At 48.9% G+C, this 23,311-nt stretch carries 18 protein-coding genes; 2 read left to right on the top strand and 16 right to left on the bottom strand.

All coding sequences use genetic code 11. From position 1 onward, the window contains the following. Window positions 1-13: 13 nt before the first annotated feature. The 13 genes from NXS99_RS02095 to NXS99_RS02155 all read right to left on the bottom strand — a co-directional run bounded on the left by NXS99_RS02095 (window position 14) and on the right by NXS99_RS02155 (window position 18,418). On the bottom strand, window positions 14-544 hold the full coding sequence (locus tag NXS99_RS02095; RefSeq protein WP_259287020.1) for a shikimate kinase: 531 nt from the start codon (window positions 542-544) through the stop codon (window positions 14-16). Between the two features lie 2 nt (window positions 545-546). Next, a complete protein-coding gene (gene aroC, locus NXS99_RS02100) occupies window positions 547-1,755 on the bottom strand; it encodes a chorismate synthase (RefSeq protein ID WP_259287021.1) in 1,209 nt (402 codons plus the stop codon). Window positions 1,756-1,827: 72 nt separating this feature from the next. Next, on the bottom strand, window positions 1,828-2,220 hold the full coding sequence (locus NXS99_RS02105; RefSeq protein ID WP_259287022.1) for an A24 family peptidase: 393 nt from the start codon (window positions 2,218-2,220) through the stop codon (window positions 1,828-1,830). Window positions 2,221-2,406: 186 nt separating this feature from the next. Then, window positions 2,407-3,228 carry a shikimate dehydrogenase gene (locus NXS99_RS02110; RefSeq protein WP_259287023.1) on the bottom strand — a complete coding sequence of 274 codons (822 nt, stop codon included), beginning with the start codon at window positions 3,226-3,228 and terminating at the stop codon, window positions 2,407-2,409. Between the two features lie 378 nt (window positions 3,229-3,606). Beyond that, window positions 3,607-4,755, bottom strand: a complete 1,149-nt coding sequence (gene mltG / locus NXS99_RS02115) for an endolytic transglycosylase MltG (RefSeq protein WP_259287024.1) — start codon at window positions 4,753-4,755, stop codon at window positions 3,607-3,609. Between the two features lie 16 nt (window positions 4,756-4,771). Next, window positions 4,772-5,308, bottom strand: coding sequence for a Holliday junction resolvase RuvX (gene ruvX, locus NXS99_RS02120; RefSeq protein ID WP_259287025.1), 537 nt, complete (start codon window positions 5,306-5,308; stop codon window positions 4,772-4,774). A 99-nt stretch (window positions 5,309-5,407) separates the two neighbouring features. Beyond that, window positions 5,408-8,077: an alanine--tRNA ligase gene (gene alaS / locus NXS99_RS02125; protein WP_259287026.1), complete on the bottom strand. Its 2,670-nt coding sequence runs from the start codon at window positions 8,075-8,077 to the stop codon at window positions 5,408-5,410. Between the two features lie 55 nt (window positions 8,078-8,132). Beyond that, complete coding sequence (locus NXS99_RS02130; protein ID WP_259287027.1) at window positions 8,133-9,455, bottom strand: replication-associated recombination protein A; 1,323 nt, start codon at window positions 9,453-9,455, stop codon at window positions 8,133-8,135. Window positions 9,456-9,461: 6 nt separating this feature from the next. Further along, entirely contained in the window at window positions 9,462-10,700 is a 1,239-nt protein-coding gene (locus NXS99_RS02135) for a phosphotransferase (protein WP_259287028.1), read from the bottom strand. A 75-nt stretch (window positions 10,701-10,775) separates the two neighbouring features. Next, window positions 10,776-12,563, bottom strand: a complete 1,788-nt coding sequence (gene aspS, locus NXS99_RS02140; RefSeq protein WP_259287029.1) for an aspartate--tRNA ligase — start codon at window positions 12,561-12,563, stop codon at window positions 10,776-10,778. Window positions 12,564-12,831: 268 nt separating this feature from the next. Next, window positions 12,832-15,480, bottom strand: coding sequence for an SNF2-related protein (locus NXS99_RS02145; protein ID WP_259287030.1), 2,649 nt, complete (start codon window positions 15,478-15,480; stop codon window positions 12,832-12,834). Between the two features lie 242 nt (window positions 15,481-15,722). After that, the gene (locus tag NXS99_RS02150) at window positions 15,723-17,732 is read right to left on the bottom strand and encodes a YhgE/Pip domain-containing protein (protein ID WP_259287031.1); all 2,010 of its coding nucleotides are present in this window, start codon (window positions 17,730-17,732) and stop codon (window positions 15,723-15,725) included. Beyond that, window positions 17,732-18,418 (bottom strand): hypothetical protein, encoded by a 687-nt coding sequence (locus NXS99_RS02155; RefSeq protein ID WP_259287032.1) that lies wholly within the window; start codon window positions 18,416-18,418, stop codon window positions 17,732-17,734. Before NXS99_RS02155 ends, NXS99_RS02150 begins: the two co-directional genes overlap by 1 nt. A gap of 134 nt (window positions 18,419-18,552) precedes the next feature. Here NXS99_RS02155 and NXS99_RS02160 point away from each other — a divergent pair, with 134 nt between their 5' ends. Together NXS99_RS02160 and NXS99_RS02165 are read left to right on the top strand one after the other, a co-directional pair. After that, window positions 18,553-19,272, top strand: coding sequence for a hypothetical protein (locus NXS99_RS02160; RefSeq protein WP_259287033.1), 720 nt, complete (start codon window positions 18,553-18,555; stop codon window positions 19,270-19,272). Between the two features lie 6 nt (window positions 19,273-19,278). Next, a complete protein-coding gene (locus tag NXS99_RS02165; RefSeq protein WP_259287034.1) occupies window positions 19,279-20,637 on the top strand; it encodes an L-serine ammonia-lyase in 1,359 nt (452 codons plus the stop codon). Between the two features lie 88 nt (window positions 20,638-20,725). Here the strand turns inward: NXS99_RS02165 and hisS are convergent, their stop codons facing one another. The 3 genes from hisS to tpx all read right to left on the bottom strand — a co-directional run bounded on the left by hisS (window position 20,726) and on the right by tpx (window position 23,229). After that, window positions 20,726-21,982 (bottom strand): histidine--tRNA ligase, encoded by a 1,257-nt coding sequence (gene hisS / locus NXS99_RS02170; protein WP_396124800.1) that lies wholly within the window; start codon window positions 21,980-21,982, stop codon window positions 20,726-20,728. Between the two features lie 34 nt (window positions 21,983-22,016). Then, window positions 22,017-22,655: an MBL fold metallo-hydrolase gene (locus NXS99_RS02175; protein ID WP_259287036.1), complete on the bottom strand. Its 639-nt coding sequence runs from the start codon at window positions 22,653-22,655 to the stop codon at window positions 22,017-22,019. Window positions 22,656-22,731: 76 nt separating this feature from the next. Further along, on the bottom strand, window positions 22,732-23,229 hold the full coding sequence (gene tpx, locus NXS99_RS02180) for a thiol peroxidase (RefSeq protein ID WP_259287037.1): 498 nt from the start codon (window positions 23,227-23,229) through the stop codon (window positions 22,732-22,734). Between the last annotated feature and the right edge of the window lie 82 nt (window positions 23,230-23,311).

A 23,311-nucleotide genomic window follows, 5' to 3' on the forward strand; every position in this document is an offset into this window, starting at 1 on the left:
CACTCTTGTCGCATCAACTTTTAATGGGATCTCGCCGCCGTGCAAACTCTTGTTGTGTATCAATAGCAGCTAACACAGCGGTAGCAATTTGTTGCGGAGTACGGCCGTCAGTACGCACGCGCCATGTTGAAACCTCTTGATACAGCGGCAATCGTGGTTGTACCAGGTCTGCATAGCTGGTATCCCGTAACAGTGGTCGATGCGAATCAGCTTGCGTCCGGCGCTGGCCTTCTTCCATACTCACATCCAGCCACACCACAGCATGGCATCGCAAAAGCTCTCTAATCGAAGCAGTTTCCACAGCTCCACCGCCTAAACTTACCACCGCCGTGGTTTCAAGCAGTTCTTCCACCGCGATAGCTTCCAGTTCACGGAATTTTTCAATGCCGTCTTCGTCGATAAGCTCTTGGCAACTACGCCCTTCCTGGAGCTCCAAAAACTCATCAGTATCAACGAATTTCCGATTCAATGCACTGGCGAGGCGCTTGCCGATAGTGGTTTTCCCCGCTCCGGGAGGTCCGACTAAAATGATGACAGGTGCCATTATTACTCCTTAAACGTGAGCTTACGTGCAACATATTCGCGATATGCTTCAATATTACGTTGAGTTTCAGCCAAGCTATCGCCACCGAATTTTTGCAAAACAGCACGAGCTAATACTAACGCAACCATAGCTTCTGCCACGACACCAGCTGCTGGCACCGCACAAACATCCGAGCGTTGATGGATTCCGACTGCAGGTGCACCGGTTTGCATATCTACACTGCGAAGTGCGCGCGGAACCGTGGAAATAGGCTTCATTGCAGCCCGAACCCGCAAGGTTTCACCATTGGTCATACCACCTTCAAGCCCACCGGCACGATTCGTGAGACGCTGGAAACGCTGCTGTTCATAAACTATTTCATCATGGGCTTGGGTTCCTCGGCGACGCGCAAGGTCAAAGCCATCGCCAATCTCAACACCCTTGATGGCTTGGATACTCATCAACGCTGCGGCAAGTTGGGCATCAAGACGATCATCTTCGCTAATATGCGAACCCAATCCAATTGGCAAACCTTCGACAATCACTTCGACGATACCGCCTAAGGTATCCCCTTGTTTTTTCGCAGCCTCGATTTCTGCAATCATGCTGGCTTCGGCATCCGGATGCGCGGCACGCACTGGAGAAGCATCAATGCGCTCAAGATCGGCAAACGTTGGATGAACATCAGCAACAACTTCCGAAGCGCCGATTGAAATCACATGGCTAAAAACCTCAACTCCGAGCGTTTCCCTTAAGAAATTACGGGCAACTGTTGCTGCGGCCACACGAGCTGCAGTTTCACGAGCTGAGGCACGCTCAAGCACTGGACGAGCCTCATCAAAGTCGTACTTAATCATACCGGCAAAATCTGCATGACCTGGTCGTGGTCGCGTCAGTGCTGCCCCACGGCCAGAAGCCATGGCAACCTGAGTCTCTGCATCATCAAGATCAAGTGGATCAGCAGACATAATAGTGGTCCATTTTGGCCACTCAGTATTGCCGATCATAATTGCAATTGGACTGCCCAAGGTCAGGCCATGACGAATACCGGTTAATAACGTGACTTCATCAGCCTCAAATTTCATTCGGGCTCCGCGGCCATACCCCAGACGACGGCGTGCCAGTTGTATGCCAATATCTTCGCGTGTGATCGGAACGCCGCTTGGCATATGTTCAATCATGGCGACGAGCGCTTGGCCGTGCGATTCTCCAGAAGTTGTCCATCTGAGCATTCCGTTATTATCTCATGAGAATGCGCAATTCTGAGAGTTTTTACCCCCATAATATCCATCGGTACGTAAGTGTTATGGCAACCAGACAGTCGCGATCGCTGCTGCGAGCATGGCAGGACCATGTGCAACATGCGTCGTTTTTTTCATAATTATCGCAGCTAAGGTAAATATTTGAGCCCCGATTATCGCAATCAGCACATCATCACCAACCAAGAGTCCCAAGCTGATCGCAAGTTTATAATCACCACCACCGAGCCGAACACGTTTCATGAATGTTGTCGAAGCAATCCTGTTTATCTGATTGACCAAAACATACAGCAACGGCCATGCCAGCCCAAAGACATGCACTGAAACCAATGGCAAACATACGACTGCCGCTGGATACGTAAGCAGATTCGGGATCCGATGAAACCGCAGGTCATAATAGCAAATAGCGCCAGACCAGAGCAGAAATAACCCCTCCATAAATAGGGAGCCTAACAAGAAACAAATAGTTTGTCTTGAGAAACTATTATTGGATCTAGTGCATCACCCTCAGCCGTCCAATGCTAGCTTTTCGACGCACACACGCACACTCAACAGGCCACTGACATTCCCAATTACCAGCATCTGGCTTCACGCATGCAACCTACTGGCGGCTTGCGTGAAGGTTTATAAATATTGAGATGGAAGCTCTAACGCTTGGTACATAACATCGAAACTTGTTGCTTGACCGGTAAATTGAAGAAACTGTCCAAGCGCTTGGTGTACCAGCATGTGGTAGCCATGTGCCACCGGGAAACCGCGTTGCGCTGCAGTTTGCATCAATGGAGTTGGAAACGGATCGTAGATCACATCGAAGACCGGTGCTTGTGCGAGGATATCGGTATATGCCGCAATACCTGCAGCTGGCACAGTGTTTACCACAACGCTACTTTGCTCAATTAAGGCCGGCACCGTGGCGTCGTCAAAGCTTGTGCAATCAACAGTCACCCCTAACGCGTGGGCAAGTTCAATGAATTCAGCGCGTCGATCGGAACGATTCACAATCGTAATTTTGCTAAATCCAAGTTGTGCTAATGCCCAGAACACTGGACGAGCGGTGCCACCTGCACCAATAATGACCGCTGAGCTGTTGGTTGAAGGTAGCGCAAGCTCTAAGGTTTGAAGTGCACCGAGTGCGCCTTCACAGTCAGTATTATCGGCAAACCATCCATCGGCCGTCCGTACCAAAGTGTTGGCGCTACCAATCAGCGCTGCTTTATCTGACACAGTATCTGCGAAGGCAAGCGCTGCAAATTTTGCCGGCATGGTTACCGAAAAGCCACGATAGGTTTCTGGTGCTTGCCGCACAAATGCAGGTAGTTGCTCGGCGGTACACTCATGTGCTGTATACGACCAATCATCAAGCCCGAGTGCGCGGTAACCAGCTGTATGAATAAGCGGTGAACGCGAGTGCGCAATCGGCGAACCTAAAACAGCAGCTTGCGGCATAGAAATCCTTACGATAAATCAGTGCTCAATAATGAAATAATGCCGGACTTTCACACTGCATACACCCGCGATGCACGTGTGATCAGATTATACTCACTGCTCATGTTCGAGGCTTGCCGCAGGGTCATAGCAGCGATCACAAGACTAGGTGTATGCAGTTTCAATGTCAGGAGTCGAACGACCCACCAGCATTGCGCATCAAGCTTAGTGCTACACCTGCCAACCGACAAGCTTGCAAGCAATCCCGCGAAAGGTGAATCCAGCAACGCAAACAGTCACACGCATTGGCAATCAAAACTATAGTCTAGTGCCACGTGGGACTGTCTTACGACGAATGCCTGGCACGTGACTCCACGTTGCCAGGCATTATGCCGATATTTAACGATTCGAATCCAACACGCCATTGGCGATTGATTCTTCAACTGCTATGAGATGATCCTCATGCGTCGAGGTAAATACTGTACGACCGTCTTTGTCGATTGTCACGAAAAACAGCCAGTCACCTTCAGCTGGATGTTCCATCGCAGAAATGGCTTCCATCGATGGCGAAGCAATTGGGGTCTCTGGTAGACCATCTTTTTGGTAGGTATTCCACGCGGTTGGACGTGCACGGTCTTCGTCCGTGGTTGCAATCTCAACTTCAAGTAAGTCGTAATTTACCGTGGAATCGAACTCAAGGCGCATTGGTAGCGCGAGACGATTCAAAATCACGCGGGCAACCTTGTCGAAGTCTCCTGCTGGTGATTCGCGTTCCACCAATGAGGCTGCGGTTAAGAGATCATACGGGTGAAGGTTCAGTTGTGCTGCGCGAGTAGTAAGGTTCTCACGCAGCAGTGCCGTTTCAGAACGCGTGATCAAATTGCGTAAAATTGTGACGGCATCATGTCCTGGCACCACCACATATTGACCTGGAACAATCAAACCTTCTAATCTGCGTGGATCTTCACCTCGTGCCAGCACACGTTCTCGTGCCCATTCTGGCACTCCGAGTTCGTCCATGCTTGCAGTAGCAGCAACGTGTTGCAACTCTGCAACATCTAAGCATTTTGGACTTCCTTCACCACAACTAATCTTGGAAATTTCGCTATAAATACCTGCTCGCGTTGGACCTCCCACCACGGTGACGTCCATCAATGTGGATCCACCAGGAATCTCCAAACGATCGACCATATTGGTTGTATCTAATAACGCCTCGACAGCTGCCGCAGCACTTATATGTGTATGCAAACGATACACACCAGGCTGGAGTTGCACGGAACGCTCATCTGCTGCAGCTATCTGATTGAACGTTTCAACAGATGCCACGATTTCTGCATCCACTAATGCGGAACCAAGAGAAAGCATAGTAGCGCCATCTTCGACCACAACTAATGCAATGTCTTCCCCCTGACCTTTATAGTCATCGTCAGGTCGGTTGATCACAGATACGCCGATATGGATCAAAGCACCGATGAGTAACACCAGCGCGGTAATCACCACTGCTGCTGCTCGTTGACGTCGCTTCACATACAATGGTTCCATGCGCATGCGAATCAGCTCTCCTTTATTGTTCGGATGACTCCTCAGTCATACTACTGTGTGCACTCGCATCTGTCTGAAGAAACACGCGTCGCTCGTCTAGCCACGACTGTAGAATCTCAACCGCAGCAATTTGGTCAATCATCGTTCGATGATGTCTCGAGTTTACGCCAGCTTCTCGTAACGCGTGAGTAGCAATCACTGTTGTAAGACGTTCATCGGCATATTTCACAGGAATATGCGGCAAGCGGCGACGAATGCGGAAACCAATATCCTTGGCATGTTTGACACTTTTCGAACCATTGCCTTGTAAATCGCGTGGCAAGCCAACGACAACTTCTACCACATTGTTTTCGTTAATTACTGCCACCAAGCGATCGATATCAGCTTGATCACGGTCTTTTAGTCCGGTTTCACGCTTGATTGTCTCCAGTGGCATCGCCATCGTTGCATCACTGCCAGATAAGGCAAGCCCAATGCGCACAGTACCAACATCAACGCCAAGCCGACGACCATAGCCTGGGTCATCTTCACCTGGTCGATCTGGGGTAACTTTTGCCATATGTTGGATGTTCCTTTCGTATATCTGCGGCAATGCAATAAATCAGCATAAAAGGCCTAAAGTCAGTAACCAACTTCAGGCCTTTTGATGCTGTGCGCCTTATCCTAACGTGCGCACAATATCTTCTACTGCAGCAAATGCATTTGGCAAACCAGCTGCATCGCTACCGGAGCCTTGTGCCATGTCAGGTTTACCGCCACCGCGGCCTGCAACATAGGTGCCGATTTCTTTCACTAAATCGCCAGACTTCACACCTTGTGCAACTGCAGTCTTAGTAGCTGCAACCACGAATGGAACCTTTTGATCGGCTTCGCTCGCAAGCACAACAACTGCTGGCTGTTCACCGTACTGATTCTTCAGGTCCGTTGCGAGGGTACGCAAGTCTTGCGCACTGGTACCTTCTGGCAAGGTTGCTGTCAGCACTGCAAATTCGCCAATACGTGTAGCACTGTTCTTCAGTTCAGCGCTACGCGCCAATAATTGAGCTTGACGGAGATCTTCGATGCGCTTTTCTGCTTCTTTGAGCTTTGCCACCAATTGTTCCACGCGATCTGGAACTTCCTGAGAAGGTGCTTTCAACGCAGTTGCCAAGCCGTTGAGCGTTGCACGCTCCTTGGAAAGATAATTGAAGGAGTTCAAACCAGAATATGCTTCAATGCGGCGCACACCAGAACCAACTGACGATTCACCTAGGATCGCAATTGGGCCGATTTGCGATGAATGAGCAACGTGGGTACCACCACACAGCTCCATCGAGAATGGTCCGCCGATTTCCACAACGCGAACTTCAGAACCATAGTTTTCACCGAACAGTGCCATTGCTCCCATTGCTTTCGCTTCGTCCAATGAAGTTTCAATGGTATTGACTTTCCAGTCTGTATCGACTGCTTCATTGGTGATCGCCTCAATACGAGCAAGCTGATCAGCGGTTAATGATTCAGTGTAATTGAAATCGAATCGTAGGTATCCTGGCTTGTTCATCGAACCAGCCTGTACTGCCGTAGGACCAAGCACCTCGCGCAATGCTGCGTGGATTAGGTGAGTACCAGAGTGTGCTTGGCGTGCTGCATGGCGCCATGCTGCATCAACCTGTGCGGCAACAGTGTCACCAAGACCCAGACCACCGGATTCCACAGTGGCACGATGTACCCACAGCTTTTTACCGATCTTTTGCACATCATTGACGCGCAACACAGTATCACCCATCACAATTTGACCACGGTCACCAATTTGACCACCGGCTTCTGCGTAGAGTGGAGAAGCATCCAAAATTACTTCAACAGTCTGGCCAGCGTGAACTTCATTGACTTTCTGTCCATCAGCAATCAGGCCAATAACTGTGGAATCGGATTCCAGGGAGTCATATCCTAAGAATTCGGTTGGTTTATTATCCACCCAATCACGATAAATCGAAAGGTCAGCATGTCCATGCTTCTTGGCTTGGGAATCAGCCTTTGCACGGGAACGCTGCTGCGCCATCAAAGTATCGAAACCAGCAGTATCAACCTCTAAGCCAGCCTCAGCTGCCATTTCTAAGGTCAGATCAATTGGGAAACCGTAGGTATCGTGCAGGGCAAATGCATCAGCACCAACCAACGTGGTTTGACCACCTGCCTTGACCTTTGCTGCGGCTTCTTCAAACAACTGGGTGCCAGATTCGAGAGTCTTTAAGAAAGCCTTTTCCTCTGTCACTGCAACACGCAAAATACGTTCACGGTTCTCTGCAATTTCAGGGTACGAAGGCGTCATGGTGTCCATAATCGTATTGATGAAGACTTCCATGGTCTGACCAGTTGCACCGAGCAAACGTGCAGAACGAATGATACGACGCAATAGGCGACGCAAAATGTAACCACGGCCTTCATTACCTGGGGTCACACCGTCGAGAATCAGCATCATGGCTGTACGTGAGTGGTCTGCAATCACGCGGAAACGAATATCATCTTCGCGAGTCTTGCCATACACCGCACCAGTTTGTTCTTGAGCTGCATCAATGACTGGACGCAACAGGTCAGTCTCGTAAACGTTATCCACGCCTTGGAGCAAACATGCGACACGCTCGACACCCATGCCGGTATCGATATTCTTCTTTGGCAGTGGACCAATGATTTCGAAATTATCTTTACCGATACCTTCACCGCGCTCATTTTGCATGAACACCAGGTTCCAGATTTCTAGGTAACGGGAATCATCAGCAGCTGGGCCGCCTTCGTTGCCGTATTCTGGGCCACGGTCATAATAAATTTCACTCGATGGGCCACATGGTCCTGGAACACCCATAGACCAGTAGTTATCAGCCATGCCAAGACGCTGAATGCGCTCAAGTGGCAAACCAATTTGGTTATGCCAAATATCCGCGGCCTCATCATCGTCGAGGTAAACAGTTACCCATAGCTTTTCTGGATCGAACCCATAACCGCCATCTTCAATGGAATCAGTGAGCAGACTCCATGCGTGCTTAATTGCACCTTCTTTAAAATATTGACCGAAGGAGAAATTACCTGCCATTTGGAAGAACGTATTATGGCGGGTGGTAATGCCAACTTCTTCAATATCAAGCGTACGCACACACTTTTGAATACTGGTAGCAGTTCCATTGGCAAATGGTGGGTTTTGTTGACCAAGAAAGTATGGCTTGAATGGCACCATACCTGCGTTGACAAACAACAGGTTAGGATCATCAAGAATCAACGACGCACTTGGTACAGCTTGGTGTCCAGCTTTAACAAAGTGGTTCGTGAAACGCTCGCGGATTTCGTGAGTTTGCATTCTTCCTCTTTCTTATTTGCGCTTGCACACTTTTGACAGCGCACATACAACTTGCTTACTTTAGCACTTTCCCGCGCGTAAGTTGTTTCAGTTTCTCTAACACCTCAGAAATTCGTGACTCTTGGCCACGTGAGGTGGGTTTATAATAGTTTGCTTGTGCCAGATTATCAGGTAAGTACTGTTGTGCAACAACTCCAGATGGATAATCATGCGGATACAAATATCCTTGGGCATTCCCTAATTTTTTTGCCCCGGAATAATGGCCATCCCGAAGATGCGCTGGCACAGTGCCGGTCTTGCCTTGGTGAACATCTTCTAATGCATCTGAAATTGCTCGATACACCGCGTTTGATTTTGGTGCCGTCGCTAAGTGAATCGTTGCTTGTGCCAAGCTTAACCGCGCTTCTGGCATACCAATCAACTGTACCGCTTGAGCTGCAGCAACCGCAGTTTGCAATGCCGTGGGATCCGCCATCCCAATATCTTCACTGGCATGTACAACTAATCTTCGCGCAATAAATCGTGGATCTTCACCAGCAGCAATCATCCGAGCGAGATAATGCAGCGCAGCATCAACATCAGAACCGCGAATAGACTTAATAAACGCACTGGTCACATCATAATGTTGATCACCATCACGGTCATAGCGCACCGCAGCACGATCAATCGTTGCCCCAACTAGTTCCGCAGTCAGTACTTGTCCATCCGCAACTGCTTCGGCTGCGGCCTCTAAATAGGTTAAGCTCCTGCGTGCATCCCCTGCAGCGAGTTGCACGAGCAGATCAAGTGCTGGCTTTTCGACGCGAATCCTTTCCCCTAACCCTCGTGAGTCGGCAATTGCCCTGGTTAATACCGTCGCGATTTCATCGTCGGTTAAAGGAGTCAAAGATAACAATAAGGAACGCGATAATAGCGGCGATACCACAGAAAAACTTGGGTTTTCGGTAGTAGCTGCAACTAACAACACCACGCGATTTTCTACAGCCGCCAGAAGTGCATCTTGCTGAGTTTTTGAGAACCTGTGCACCTCATCGATAAACAACACTGTTTTACTGCCGTGAATAAGATCACGTCGTGCTTGATCGATCACTGCGCGAACTTCTTTGACACCAGAGTTCAAGGCAGACAACCCAACAAACTTCTGCCCTGTTGCCGTGGAAAGTAACGACGCAAGGGTGGTCTTGCCGGTTCCAGGGGGACCATACAAGATGACCGATGATTCTCCTGAGCCTTCCAACAATCGTCGCAATGGACGCCCTGGCGCTAACAAGTGCTGTTGCCCAATGACCTCATCGATGCTACGCGGTCGCATCCTAGCAGCAAGCGGCTGATCTGGAGTATTCGATGGTTGCACATCTACAGCAGTGTCAAACAACATCTACGTTCAGCGCAACCTTTCAACCATTTCGAGTGCAAAGCTGGCAACGCTGCGAGCAGCTTCTTCATCGCTTCGACGAGCAAATCGGTACAGTGCCTCGTAAGTTTCTAATAAATCCAGTCGAATGAGCCGTAAATCTTCATCAATGGAATCGGTATTCGCAAATAATTCATGCGCCCACGGTGCTGATCGTTCTAGAAGGTCTTCAATAAAGATTTCTGACTCGTAATCGGCATCATTTGGAGTTTCAATATGATCCAGTGTGATATCAAAATGTAGCAACGCGATCGAGGAAAACGTCCAACCCACCAAAGCCGTAATAATGCGGTTATGCAAGCGCTGACGATTGTTCACATTTGGCCAGATCTCACCGGTTTCGTGCACCCACGCATCAATAAAAGCATCAGCTTCTTCATCTGAGATCTCTCGTGGCGCTAAAAATTGCGGGAATCCTGCGATCACGCAAGCCACATCGAAAGTCGCATCCCGGTAGCCAGCCCATTCATAGTCCAGGAAGTGAGTTTTGCGATCAGTCATCAAAATATTATCTGGGCTTAAATCAAATGGAGTAAACGCTCGATGCTGGCCACGCACTAATCGTCGTGTAGCTTCTGCAGCGTAATCGTGAACCTCTGCTGGAATTGCAATACCAACGCTACTTAAAATTTTCTCTGCAAATGGGATACCCACTGCAACCAAACGTTCACGATGCTCATGAAACTTTTTCACCAGTGGCTGTTTTTGCAGCATTCGGTTTTGCAAGATAAGAAATTGCTCCTCTTTCCCTGCAGTACCTTTATGCATTTTGCCAAGCGCACGCCCTAAATCGCGTAATAATGCGATCCTGCGCGCGGGGTCTTTATCAACCAGCAAATCAGCAACAGTATCGCCATCACCGGCATCGGTAATGACAATCAGTTTCTTCTCTAGATCGTACGCTAACAGCACGGGACCTGGGCGGACATCTTCATTCAAACTAGTGGTGAACTGGTAGCCAATAACCTCACGCACTAAGGCAACTTTATCTTCAATGTTGTCGGTACCTGGAATGTATTTAATAACGACACTTTTGAATTGGACAAACGGTGAAGGCTCCACTTTGGCACGTAACACAATACCGCTACCCGAACCACCGAGCTGCGCTGCGCCAAAAAGATGTTGATCTCCACCAAAGCGTTCGGTAAGCAATGCTTCAGCGGTGCGAATGATTGTATCGTTAAGAACTTGCTGAGGGGAGGTCGTCATAATTCACCTTGTCCGATATAGGGAAAAGAGGCCCAACCACAGTACATGCGATTAGGCCTCCTAGTTTACCTTGTGCTACTTCTTTTCTGCTTTAGGTTTGAAGTCAACACCGGTTTCTTTACGTTGTTGCAACGGAATTGGTGCTGGTGCATCGGTCAGTGGATCGACGCCGCCACCAGACTTCGGGAAGGCAATGACATCACGAATGGAGTCAAAACCGCCGAGTAGAGACACGATACGGTCCCAACCGAATGCCAATCCACCGTGTGGTGGTGCACCATAGGAGAAGGCTTCAAGCAAGAAGCCGAACTTCTCTTGTGCTTCTTCTTCGGTGATACCCATAACAGCAAAAACACGCTCTTGAATATCGCGACGGTGAATACGAATGGAACCGCCGCCGATTTCATTGCCGTTACATACAATATCGTATGCATATGCCAACGCCTCGCCTGGATTTGTATCGAAGGTATCGAGGCATTCAGGCTTTGGCGAGGTAAAGGCGTGGTGAACAGCTGTCCATGCGGAGTGGCCCAATGCAACATCGCCGGAAGCAGTTGCATCTGCAGAAGGCTCGAACATTGGCGCGTCGACAACCCAGGTAAACGCCCAGTCGCCTTCCTTGATCAAGTCAAGCTTCTTTGCAATTTCACCACGAGCTGCACCAAGCAATGCACGTGAGCTCTTGGTATCACCTGCTGCGAAGAATACGCAGTCGCCAGGCTTTGCACCAACGTGAGCCGCAATGCCTGCACGCTCCGCATCAGAAAGATTCTTCGCAACTGGACCAGCAAGCTCACCGTTTTCGTCGATAAGAATATAGGCCAGGCCACGTGCACCACGCTGCTTCGCCCACTCCTGCCATGCATCAAGCTGACGACGTGGCTGAGATGCGCCACCTTCCATGACAACTGCACCGACGTATTCGTTCTGGAACACGCGGAATGGGGTGTCTTTGAAGAATTCAGTACATTCCACCAGCTGAATATCAAAGCGCAAGTCCGGCTTATCAGAGCCGTACAGACGCATCGCATCGTGGTATGTCATACGTGGGATTGGGGTGGAAATCTCATAGCCAATAAGCTTCCAGAGTTCCTTGACGATTTCTTCTGCCAACGCAATCACATCGTCTTGATCCACGAAGCTCATCTCGATATCGAGCTGAGTGAATTCTGGCTGGCGATCGGCGCGGAAATCTTCATCACGGTAGCAACGAGCGATCTGGTAATAGCGCTCCATACCTGCCACCATCAGCAGTTGTTTGAACAACTGTGGAGATTGTGGCAATGCGTACCATGAACCTGGCTTCAAGCGAGCTGGTACCAAGAAGTCGCGCGCACCTTCTGGCGTAGAACGGGTCAGAGTTGGGGTCTCAATTTCGACGAAGTCGTGCTTCTCGAGCACTCGACGTGCTGCTTGGTTTGCCTTTGAACGCAAGCGCAGTGCCCCACCTTGGGATGTACGACGCAAGTCCAAATAGCGATACTTCAAGCGTGCTTCTTCACCGACTTCACCGCCCTTGGCAGCGTCATCGATTTGGAATGGAAGTGGAGCTGCATCGTTTAAGACTTCTAATTCAGTGACGTTGATTTCAACATCGCCAGATGGCAGGTTTGGGTTTTCCGAACCTGCAGGACGCAACTCAACGACACCAGTGACCTTCAAGCAAAACTCGCTCCGTAGGTGATGAGCTCGCTCAGCAACTTCATTGTCACGGAAAACCACCTGTGCCAAACCAGAAGAATCACGCAAATCGATGAAAATAACACCACCGTGATCACGACGGCGGGAAACCCAACCAGTCAAGGTCACAGTCTGGCCAGCGGTCTCCTTGCGGAGTTCTCCCGCGAGATGAGTGCGCAGCACGTGCACCAAATCCTTTCAAAAGGTAGAAAACTATTCTCAAGTCTGTTAATTCTACACCCTTACACCCAGTGTTGGACAATGCGAGAAGAGAAAAACTGTCGATGCGATCTTTTTCTCTCCGTTATTGGTGCCACACTAGGGTTGGGATGTCCCCCAAGTCCAGCTTTGCAACCAAGGTCACACTGGTGTGGTAGCTATGCTCAAAAACCCGCGCGACTTGCCCACCAAGTGTTGCAGTTTTTACGGCTTAATTACGCACGTTATGCAGCTACGGTGTCGGTTCTTCAACTGTTTCAAGTCCCAATCGTTTGCGTTCTGCTGCAATAATTTCTTCCGCTAATTTACCTTCTGAAATATCAACAGCATCAGGGATCTCGCCAGTATCAGATTTACGAGCAAATTGATCAAACACTTCTCGCTTCGTCGCCAGAATCTCAACCAGTCGTTCATCGACAGTTTCATGCCCTAAAATCTTGTGTACCTGCACAATCTGGGTTTGTCCCATGCGATGTGCTCGCGCAATTGCTTGGTCTTCTAACGATGGCTTCACCTGGCTTTCTGCAAGAATAACAACACTCGCCTTTTGAATGTTCAATCCAACGCCACCAGCACCAATTTGCGCAATAAGCACATTGCCGCTCACTCCAAGCTGGTCAACGAGTTCTTGTCGTTGTTTCGGTGGAATACCACCATGAATCACACCAACGAGTTGGTCAGAAAATTCTTGCGCAAGCCGCTCCAACACATCACGAAAATACGAGAAAATCAACACATTTTTCTGCTCGTGCGTAGCCTCATCCACAAGTTCACGGATGCGCTCAACTTTTGCGGAATTCGGAGTCAATGCTTGATACGCAGCACGACGTACATCCATCCAGTTACCGCTGATCAACGCCGCTTTGTAGTGAGTAAGATCTGTTTGGCTTAATTCTACCCAATCCTGCGTGACCACCTTTTCCGGCAACTCATCTAATACATCTTGCTGATTCCTGCGCAGATATGCACCTGCGACGGCGCGTCGAAAAGCTTGCGGAGTTTTCGGCAAATCATCGGTCACGATCTGCGGTTGCACATAGACAAGCAGTTGAATGAATTCATCGACATTATTTTCAATCGGCGTACCAGTCATGACAATCGCATACTTCGCCCGATGAATCAGCTTCTGGCAGGCTTGAGAACGCTGTGCCTGTGGATTTTTAATGAAATGACCTTCATCGATAATCACCAAGCTTGGGGTCAGAATCTCCAACGCTCGCGCACCTGCATATGTCACAATTAAGACACCGCCGTTATCATCCCAAGCACGAACCATCTCATGCTTGACATCACCGTGAGCAATATAAACATCCAAATTGGTAAATTTCTTCACCTCACGACTCCAGTTCACCAGCAAAGAAGCTGGCACAACTGCCACAATCTTATTCGTGTCAGTTGCTGCAACATGAGCCGCTACCGCTAAGGCTTGAATAGTTTTACCCAAACCCATCTCATCACCGATGACCACTTTGCGCTGCACAACACAAAATTTCGCACCAAAATTTTGGTACCCACGCAAATACAAATTCTTCAAATAGGATTCATCAAGCTCGCACGCACGAATCTGCGCCAGGGTATCTGCAGATAAACCATCCGTGCTTGCAGAACTCTTGCTTGCTCCGATGAGACGTTCTAATAAAGCTTGGTAACGTGCTGGATCCTGCTGGTAATCAGCCCAAATATCCTCCGGCACAGCCACGAATTCAGGCGGCAGAAACACCTCAGGAGTAGCATTTGCCCAGGCAATATCATCAAATACGACCTCTAGAGTTTCCGGTGCCTGCGCGACAAGAATCATTGCACCATCCATAGCAGCATGCAGATAGTACTGCCCTGACGTAAGCGGAAAATACCGCATAAGGCGCGTGCGAATTGCGCGTTGTAAGCCTTGCAGTTGGTCAGATTGCTCAAAGGTTACCAACGTGGTGAGCAATTCCAATACCTGTGCATTTGGATCATTGCCGATGGCGTAATCATTGCTGTTCTCAGATTCCGAGGCCAGCGTTTGGGCAGCAGCTTTCATGCGTCTTGCAGTTTGAAGCCCAATGCCGTGAATATTTTCGAGGCGGGAAACGCTTGTCTGCAAAACATCGAACACACTGAAAATGCCATGTTCTTCTACTCCTGAAAAACGTAGGCGCTCGTCTGTGACAGTTTTTAACAGTTCCACCGGCATTTGGCGCAAAAGCACATCACTTCGTTGCTGTTGGATCGTGCGCATCAAACTTGCCGCTGTTTGTGCTAACACAGGTTGTGCATGTGGTGATTGGTGAATCTTTGCGACCAGCCGTGCGGCAGGGATAACGTAGCTGTTGCTTAACGACGTCACTGTGGCATGTGGTGCTTGTAGCTGGGTTCGCAAGAGCTCGATAATAGTTTCGCGATATGGACTGGTTGTCAGTTCGATGCCTTGTTGTTGCAGCTTTGTTGCCAGTTCTGCTCGCTGGATGAGCCTTTGTACTTGGGGTTCGAGTTGGAGCAAGCGTGGATCCGATAAGCGGTGTTTTAATTCTGCGGCGGCTTGTTGCGCACGACTGAGTGTGTCTGTACGCAAGAAACGTTGGAAAAAGCCCATTGCCGATAATGGATACTGATCATAAATCGTAGAAATTGGGAGCAAAAGTTCACGAAAGTCTTGCAGCGGGACCAGTGAAGTCTCATCAAGTTCTGCAACCACATACAACTGTTCAGGCCAGCGAACTTGGTAAGGATCAATGATGATCAAGCTTTCTTGATCGATGCCAGCATTTGCGAAGCGTTCGAGACCAGCGATCGAAAGATCTGGATGCGATAAGATATCGATCAGTCGTGAGACTTTTGGCAACAGGTAGAGCAACGCTGCTGCGCGGTTTCGAAGTGCTTGATACTCGATGCGATCCATGCTTTTATCCTATTACACAACTCGTCACTCACAGTTGACGCAACTTCTGTCATAGCTGGAGCCTCGCCAAGCCCGCCATTGCTGTTCCCGTATGCCAGAAGCTGGCGTTTCTGTATGGCAGAGCTTCCGCAACGATAAACCAGCGTATCCCTCAGCCGTATCCCCACGCATACTATGTACTCGACACGCACGCATTGCATTTTTAAGGTGGCAGTTCGTGCAACTGCCACCTGTCTTTTTCGCTAGACGCTAATTTCTGGTCGTAAGTCTTTCTTCCTCCACACTCGGTTACGCCAAACCGCAACTGAGGAAATCGTGAAAAATAGCACGGCAATGAGCAAAAGATTCACAATCGCTGCACCGGTACGAGGATCACTTCCATAGTCTGGATTAAAAATCATTTCGCGTAAGAGATTCACGCTAAAGGTCATCGGATCAATATGGTGAAATGCTCGAATTGGCAGTGGTTGCGTCTCTGGTGGATACAAGCCACCAGAGCTGACCATCTGTAATGTCATCAGTCCTATGCTTAAGACACGCCCAACTGCAGTGCCAAACACCGTATTTAATCCTTGCGTAATGGTAATAAATACCGCTGAGATAAATATCATCGCAAGCCATAATTTGAATTCATGCACCGCTGTCATACCGATCGCAAAACGTTGTACCAAGAACATCAACGTCGCTTGTGCGATGCCAATTAACACCGCTGGGAAATAATTCGCCAAGATTACTCGAAGTGGTGCCATGCCAGAATCGTTCGCCCGGCGCTGATATGGCTTGAGCAACATAAACATTGCAGTAGCGCCCATAAATAACCCCAGTGAAATAAACATTGGCGCTAATCCTTGACCAAAGAGCCCCATGTGATCTTTAGGTTCAGTCACTGTGACTGGTGCTGCAATGGTGTGCGCAGCTTGATCGCCGAATTGTGGTAAACGCTCACCTGCTTCAGTAAGTTTCAGCGCGAGTTCTCCAGAACCGGCATCAAGACGAACTACGCCTTCGGCGAGTTGTTGCGCTCCTACTGTAAGTTTTGTGGATCCGTTCGTGAGTTTGCTCGTACCATCGACCAGCTTTTCCGTACCAACTACCAGTCGTGTCGATCCATCTGCCAGTTTGTGCACACCGTGGCTGAGTTTTGCCGCAGCTTCTACTGCGGTGTTGAGTCCTTGACGGTATTGTGCTTGAGGATCACTGAGTTGTCGTTGAATTTCTTGTGCACCTGCATCAAGTTGCTGCAGTTTTCCGACAAGTCCTTGATCGCTGAATGGACTACCGGTTTCTATTTGCGTAAGGAATGCTTCTGCTTGCTCTGCCAGTGTGATTGCTTGTGGGATGTGTGTCTGGCGAAGTTGTTCGGTTAAATCATAGAGCGGTTGGAGCGCTTGTTGCTGCGCAGTGGTCAATGTCTGTGCCGAACCAACGATGGTGTGCACGCCTTTGGCAACTTCTGCTGCACCATTGCCAAGTCGATCAGTACCTTGTTGGAGCTTGACGAGGCCTTCTGAAAGCCGTTGTGAGCCATCATCTGCTTGCGCGAGTCCAGTTGCAAGTTGTGTTGCACCATCATGCAATGCAGATGCACCATCGTGGGCACGCGCTAAGCCATCCTCGAGTGTTGTGGCACCATCTGCAAGTTTGGTTGCACCAGTCCCCGCCGCATTGGTCCCGTCGTGAAGCTGCTGGGCACCTGTTGCAGCTTTTCCCAAACCTTCGTCGATGGTAGAAAAGCCAATTACAAGCTTATTGACAATCTCTGTGCCAAATCTTTCATTCATGACTTCCACCACACGTGCAACAGCTTGATTCCCCAACGTGGTAGCAATCAGACCATTGGTGTTGTTATACACCGCTTGTATTTGCGCTTGATGAGGATCCTGTGACGCAGCACTGACTACTGCTTGTGAAAAATCCGTCGGCAACTCAATGGCGAAGTAGTAGGTGCCGTCGCGCACGCCTTCTTGTGCCTGTTGCGCGGTGACAGTACGAAAATCAAGGGCTTTCGTTTGCACAAGCTTTTCGACGATCTGGTCTCCAGCATGAACTTGCTCGTTGTTAACGGTCGCCCCTTGATCTGAATTGACCAACGCTACCGGTAGACGATCAATCCGCCCAATTGGGTCCCAGTAACTCCACACGAATAATCCGCCAAACAGCAATGGCATCAACACGATGACAAGCAGTGCAATTGGTGGGAGTTTACCGTGTCCGAACCTGCGTAGTTCGGTACCGATATAGGCAATAGACATTAGTGTTGCTCCCCTCGCAGATCGATGATCGCGGTTGGATTATCCTCAATATCAGTGTTGACAGTCACTGCGACAACTGGCAATTCTGTGCTTAATTGTTGCAGCGTCGCTAAGAGTTTCTTGCGCAACCGCATGCTGCGTACTTGATCGATATCATCAATAATGAGCAATTTGGCTTGTGGCCTGGCCATAAGCGCAAGCACGATGCGAAACAACAGACGCTGGTACGGATCAAGATCGCCTACTTTTAATTGTCTGGCACGCTGATCGCTAATCGGAGCACCAGTTTCGTCAGTAAAGCCTGTGAGTTGGGCATAATGCATATAGGTTGGGATCTGCTCGATTGATCGTGGCACGCGACGATACCATGGCAGCGCCCATCCGGCTTGTTCGCGAATAATCGAGCGGAGTGGCATATTACGTTCCAAAGAATCAATCTCTGGAACACCAGCAAGCGCAATATGGTGAAAACGCTGCTCACCAAGATCGTCGAAAAGCAGGATGCTGCCTGCGATAGGTTTCATGCGTCCAGCTAAGGTTAGTGAAAGTGTCGTCGCGGCTTGCTCGCGTTGCGTGACAAGCAAACTGAGTCCAGTGGCAGGGACCTTAAAGTCGGGAAAGGCAACATGCGAAATAACGACTAAATCTTTTGTAGCAAGTGCCACGTTTTCGAAGTCTCGACTCATAACATGCCTTCCATCCACTGCGATTGTCCTTATATATTGTTGCGCCCAACGCTAGGATTTGTCACGTTTTGCATCTGTGTGCCAATTAGTGAAAATTTCTTGTTTTTGCTGGCAAAGGCGATACAGTACTACATATGACTTCCACTAATCCCAACCGTGCCACCCAATTTATCGCAGCCTTTAATGACATCGAGCATGCCATTCGGGAGCGCTTTCATGCTCGGCCCGGCACTAGTTTTGCCAGATTGGTCCAGCTTGCCAGAAAAGAAGGCATCTTATTGCCTCACGACGCAGACACCTTGCTAGAATTCACCGAACTTCGCAATGCAATTTCACATGGCACGTATACCAAGGATTTCCAGCCGATTGCCGATCCCACTGTTGCGACAGTACAGGCGATTATTCAATTGCGGCAGAAAGTCTTACACCCGCAGCCGATCTTATCGATCCTTCCGCATCAAATCATTCAACTGTTTACTCCAGAAACCAGCTTAAGAGAAGTTCTTGGACAAACATTTCGAAAATTTCCGATCTACGATGACAAGCAGTTTCTTGCGTTAATCACAGCAGACGATATTTTGCACTGGATGCAAACATGTGGGCCGGAGTACACCTGGGATCTTGAAACTTCTTTAGCCACTATTAAACAAGCTTCACCAAAGGCACATCACTGCGTCTTTTTGCCACGCACTGCTAGTGTCACACAGGTATTGCAAGCATTAACGCAGCCTGTTGATGGAGTTTTGCCAAAAGCTGTGTTTATTACTGAACATGGCCACAACAAACAACGTCCGTTAAGAATTGTGACTGGTTCAGAAATTTCACCACTGATCGTATCTGAATCTCTATACTAGGTTCTCATGACAATTAGCGTCGTTGATCTTTTTAGTATTGGCATCGGCCCTTCCTCATCACATACGGTAGGTCCGATGCGCGCTGCAAAACGATTTCTTGATGAATACGCTCCAACGCCTGCTCACACGCTTGTCATCACCTTGCATGGCTCACTGGCGGCAACAGGTAAAGGCCATGGCACTGACCGGGCGATTATTCTTGGACTTCAAGGATTAGAACCTGATGCGGTACCGGCAAATCACAATCCGAAACCAGGTGATACGATTGCCGCAAATGGAGAAGTACATTCAATTCCCTATCGGATAATTTTTGATCCAGTACCACTGCCAGAGCATCCAAATGCAGTGACCTTTACATGGGGCACGATCACGCAACGATACTTCTCTGTTGGTGGTGGGTTTATTCTCTCAGCCGAAGAACTAGATGCCACAGCCACAAACGATAGCTCACAAAGTAGCTCCAATGAGACTGAGCTGCCATTTGTCTTTCATACTGCTACACAACTGTTACAGCTTTGTAGCGATCAAGGATTAACAATTCCGCTGATCATGCGAGCAAACGAAGAAGCTATTCATGGTGATCTTGAAATCGTCAATCGCCACCTCGATGCAGTGTGGCACACAATGCAACAGTGCGTGACAGCAGGATTAAAAAACACTGGTGTGCTTCCAGGTGGTTTGGAGGTTACGCGCCGGGCTCCTGACCTTTATGATCGTTTATCGAGTCCAAAATCAAAATTTGCAGGCGATCCGCTTTCCGGTATGGAATGGGTGAATCTGTATGCATTAGCTGTTAATGAAGAAAATGCTGCAGGTGGTCGCGTGGTGACAGCACCAACCAACGGTGCAGCCGGTGTAATTCCGGCGGTGATGCACTATATTGCACATTTTTGCCAGCCTGAGAAGAAACTTTGGACGCGAGATTTCTTACTCACCGCTGGTGCAGTCGGAATGATCATTAAGGAAAATGCTTCTATTTCCGGTGCTGAAGTTGGCTGTCAAGGTGAAGTCGGTTCGGCAGCTGCTATGGCTGCTGCCGGTACTTGCCAAGTTCTCGGTGGTACACCAGCACAAATTGAAAATGCTGCAGAAATCGCACTTGAGCACAACTTAGGCCTGACCTGTGATCCGGTTGGTGGTTTAGTGCAAATTCCGTGTATTGAGCGCAATGCTATTGCAAGTGTGCAAGCAATTAATGCTGCTCGATTAGCACTCTTAGGTACTGGTATTCACCGGATTAGCCTTGATGATGCTGTACAAACAATGGCAGAAACTGGCCGCGATATGATGGGCAAATATAAAGAAACTGCCACTGGTGGGCTTGCGATTCGCATTGGCATTCCAGTGGCAATTACTGAGTGCTAACACACAATATACCAGTGATGAGTCAGACATCACTGGCATAGTTTGTTTACCTGCATACGCAGATGATTACGAGCATCATGAATCGCTATTAGGCGTGTTGTTGCAGGTATACGATGACCGTATCTAGCCCAATTTCAATTTGATCATGGCTGCTAAGGTCTTTGAGTGCAACCATATTGCGGGCAAGTTCGTCTTCGCCAAGCACGAGTGCAAACTTTGCACCTGCCCGGTCGGCACCTTTCATTGCACCTTTCAAACCACGATCGCCATAGGCCATATCAGCTGAAAGACCAGCTTGACGCAATTGGTGAATGATTTTGACCATCTCGCGCTTTGCCTCTGCGCCAAGGGCAACGCCATAGATATCGACTCGTCCTGGTGCGGCAGCGGCGCGTTGTTCTGCTTGTAATGCCAACAGGCTACGATCAATGCCTAGACCAAAACCAATACCTGAAAGATCTTGTCCACCAAGTTGGCTCATCAGACCGTCATAGCGGCCACCCCCACCGATACCGGACTGAGCACCAAGTCCATCGTGCACAAATTCAAAACAAGTCTTTGTGTAGTAATCCAAACCACGCACCATACGTGGGTTGATCTGATAGTTCACACCTAAATCAGTCAGCATAGAGGTGACTGTTTCAAAATGCTCGCGGGTTTCTTTCGACAAGTAATCCAGCATCAAAGGAGCGTCTTGGGTCATTTCTTGAACTTCTGGACGCTTATCATCAAGCACTCGCAGTGGATTAATTTCCGCACGGCGACGAGTTTCTTCATCCAATGGCAGCGCGAATAAGAATTCTTGCAGCTTCTGACGATACGCTGGGCGGCAAGTATTATCCCCCAACGACGTCAGCTCTAAGCGATAGTCACGCAAACCAATGGCTTGATAGCACTGATCTGCTAATGCAATAACTTCTGCATCAAGGGCTGGATCATCAACACCAATTGCTTCCACACCAAACTGTTGGAGTTGACGGTAACGGCCAGCTTGTGGTCGCTCATAGCGGAAAAATGGGCCGTGATAGTTCAATTTGATTGGCAGTGCACCGCGATCAAGGTTGTGCTCGATCACTGCACGCATCACACCTGCAGTACCTTCTGGTCGCAGGGTGACCGATCGGCCACCGCGATCCTCAAAGGTATACATTTCCTTTGTGACTACATCTGTAGATTCACCAACGCCACGGGCAAACAACGTCGTATCTTCAAAAATTGGCAGCTCAATATGCTCGTATCCAGCAAGTCGTGCCAATTTTGTATAGGTTTCACGAACTGCAATGAATTCCTTCGATACTGGCGGAACGTATTCTTGCACGCCCTTTGGCGCGGAAATCTTCATCATCTTTTTCTCAGTCACAAGTATCTACCTTAGTTGTTCAGCGAAATTTCGCAAGGAATGGATTTGTGCGCTTTTCGTGGCGCATTGTCGTCACCGCACCATGACCTGGCAGCACTTGCAGCTCATCTGGCAACTGCATGACGACGTTGGCCAGTGTGTGATCCATGTCTGTTGGCGAAGAATCAGGCAAGTCAGTTCGCCCAATAGAACCTTTAAAGAGCACATCACCAGCACAAACAAATTCACGTCCAACCAATAAGCAACTACCAGGTGAATGCCCTGGTGCGTGCTTGACGGTAATTGGCTCCTGATGAATCTTCAGCTGCATATCGTGCTGAAGAAAACGCAAGTCTGCAATTGGTACAAGCCCTTGGGCGTCGAAAAGCACTTTGCTTTCTTCTGAGACCCCATCGCCGTTTTCCAACATAAACGCATCTGCTTGATGGATATACACAGGAATATTGAATTGCTGCGCTAATGTACCAGCATCGCGCATATGGTCGATGTGTCCATGCGTGAGATAAATTGCATCAATTACCCACTGCTTTTCTTCTAATACTGGCAGAAGTGTTGTTGCAACGTGCATACCAGGATCGATGACAACCACATGGTTAGCTTCGACAAAAAGATAACAGTTCGTTTGATACGGTCCGGCTGGAAAACCGTGAATGTCCATGAGAAATACACCTCTGTGAAAAATTATGCTCCCAGCAAGAACTGAGAGCATACGAAGTTACGATACATTGATCGACTTAGGACAATACTGCCAATGCAGCATCGTAATTTGGTTCTGTACCAATTTCTGGGACGAGTTCAACATGCTGAATCGTACCGGTTGCATCTGCCACGATCACGCTGCGGGAAAGCAGACCCTTAATTGGAGAACCTTCCAAGGTCAGGCCATATTGCTGACCGAAATCGGAGCGGAAACTCGAAGCGCTGATAACAGCGTCAATACCTTCAGCACCGCAGAAACGAGCATGCGCAAATGGCAGATCTGCCGAAACGCACACAACGACGGTATTTTCCAAGGAAGCCGCCAACTGGTTGAAGTGACGCACCGATTGGGCACAGATGCCGGTATCAACGGAAGGGAAAATATTTAATACAATGTTTTTGCCAGCGAACTGCTCCAAGCTGATCTCTGACATGTCAGTGCCAACGAGACGGAAGTCTGGAAGCTTCGAACCAACGGTAGGTAGTTCACCAACGGTTGTTACAGGGGTACCACGAAATAAAGTTTGAGCCATACTCTCCGAGACTAGCGAAAAGCATGCGAACTTGCCAGCAGGTTTGTACAAATCGTTGTTTGTTTTTCTATGCCGCTACCGC

This window comes from Corynebacterium sp. HS2168-gen11 (assembly GCF_024834075.1).
Classification (GTDB): Bacteria; Actinomycetota; Actinomycetes; order Mycobacteriales; family Mycobacteriaceae; genus Corynebacterium.

Bases quoted from the DNA above. Each gene is read 5' to 3' on its own strand.
- NXS99_RS02095 (WP_259287020.1), bottom strand. From the start codon at position 544: ATGGCACCTGTCATCATTTTAGTCGGACCTCCCGGAGCGGGGAAAACC.
- aroC (WP_259287021.1), bottom strand. From the start codon at position 1,755: ATGCTCAGATGGACAACTTCTGGAGAATCGCACGGCCAAGCGCTCGTC.
- NXS99_RS02105 (WP_259287022.1), bottom strand. From the start codon at position 2,220: ATGGAGGGGTTATTTCTGCTCTGGTCTGGCGCTATTTGCTATTATGAC.
- NXS99_RS02110 (WP_259287023.1), bottom strand. From the start codon at position 3,228: ATGCCGCAAGCTGCTGTTTTAGGTTCGCCGATTGCGCACTCGCGTTCA.
- mltG (WP_259287024.1), bottom strand. From the start codon at position 4,755: ATGCGCATGGAACCATTGTATGTGAAGCGACGTCAACGAGCAGCAGCA.
- ruvX (WP_259287025.1), bottom strand. From the start codon at position 5,308: ATGGCAAAAGTTACCCCAGATCGACCAGGTGAAGATGACCCAGGCTAT.
- alaS (WP_259287026.1), bottom strand. From the start codon at position 8,077: ATGCAAACTCACGAAATCCGCGAGCGTTTCACGAACCACTTTGTTAAA.
- NXS99_RS02130 (WP_259287027.1), bottom strand. From the start codon at position 9,455: ATGTTGTTTGACACTGCTGTAGATGTGCAACCATCGAATACTCCAGAT.
- NXS99_RS02135 (WP_259287028.1), bottom strand. From the start codon at position 10,700: ATGACGACCTCCCCTCAGCAAGTTCTTAACGATACAATCATTCGCACC.
- NXS99_RS02145 (WP_259287030.1), bottom strand. From the start codon at position 15,480: ATGGATCGCATCGAGTATCAAGCACTTCGAAACCGCGCAGCAGCGTTG.
- NXS99_RS02150 (WP_259287031.1), bottom strand. From the start codon at position 17,732: ATGTCTATTGCCTATATCGGTACCGAACTACGCAGGTTCGGACACGGT.
- NXS99_RS02155 (WP_259287032.1), bottom strand. From the start codon at position 18,418: ATGAGTCGAGACTTCGAAAACGTGGCACTTGCTACAAAAGATTTAGTC.
- NXS99_RS02160 (WP_259287033.1), top strand. From the start codon at position 18,553: ATGACTTCCACTAATCCCAACCGTGCCACCCAATTTATCGCAGCCTTT.
- NXS99_RS02165 (WP_259287034.1), top strand. From the start codon at position 19,279: ATGACAATTAGCGTCGTTGATCTTTTTAGTATTGGCATCGGCCCTTCC.
- hisS (WP_396124800.1), bottom strand. From the start codon at position 21,982: ATGATGAAGATTTCCGCGCCAAAGGGCGTGCAAGAATACGTTCCGCCA.
- NXS99_RS02175 (WP_259287036.1), bottom strand. From the start codon at position 22,655: ATGGACATTCACGGTTTTCCAGCCGGACCGTATCAAACGAACTGTTAT.
- tpx (WP_259287037.1), bottom strand. From the start codon at position 23,229: ATGGCTCAAACTTTATTTCGTGGTACCCCTGTAACAACCGTTGGTGAA.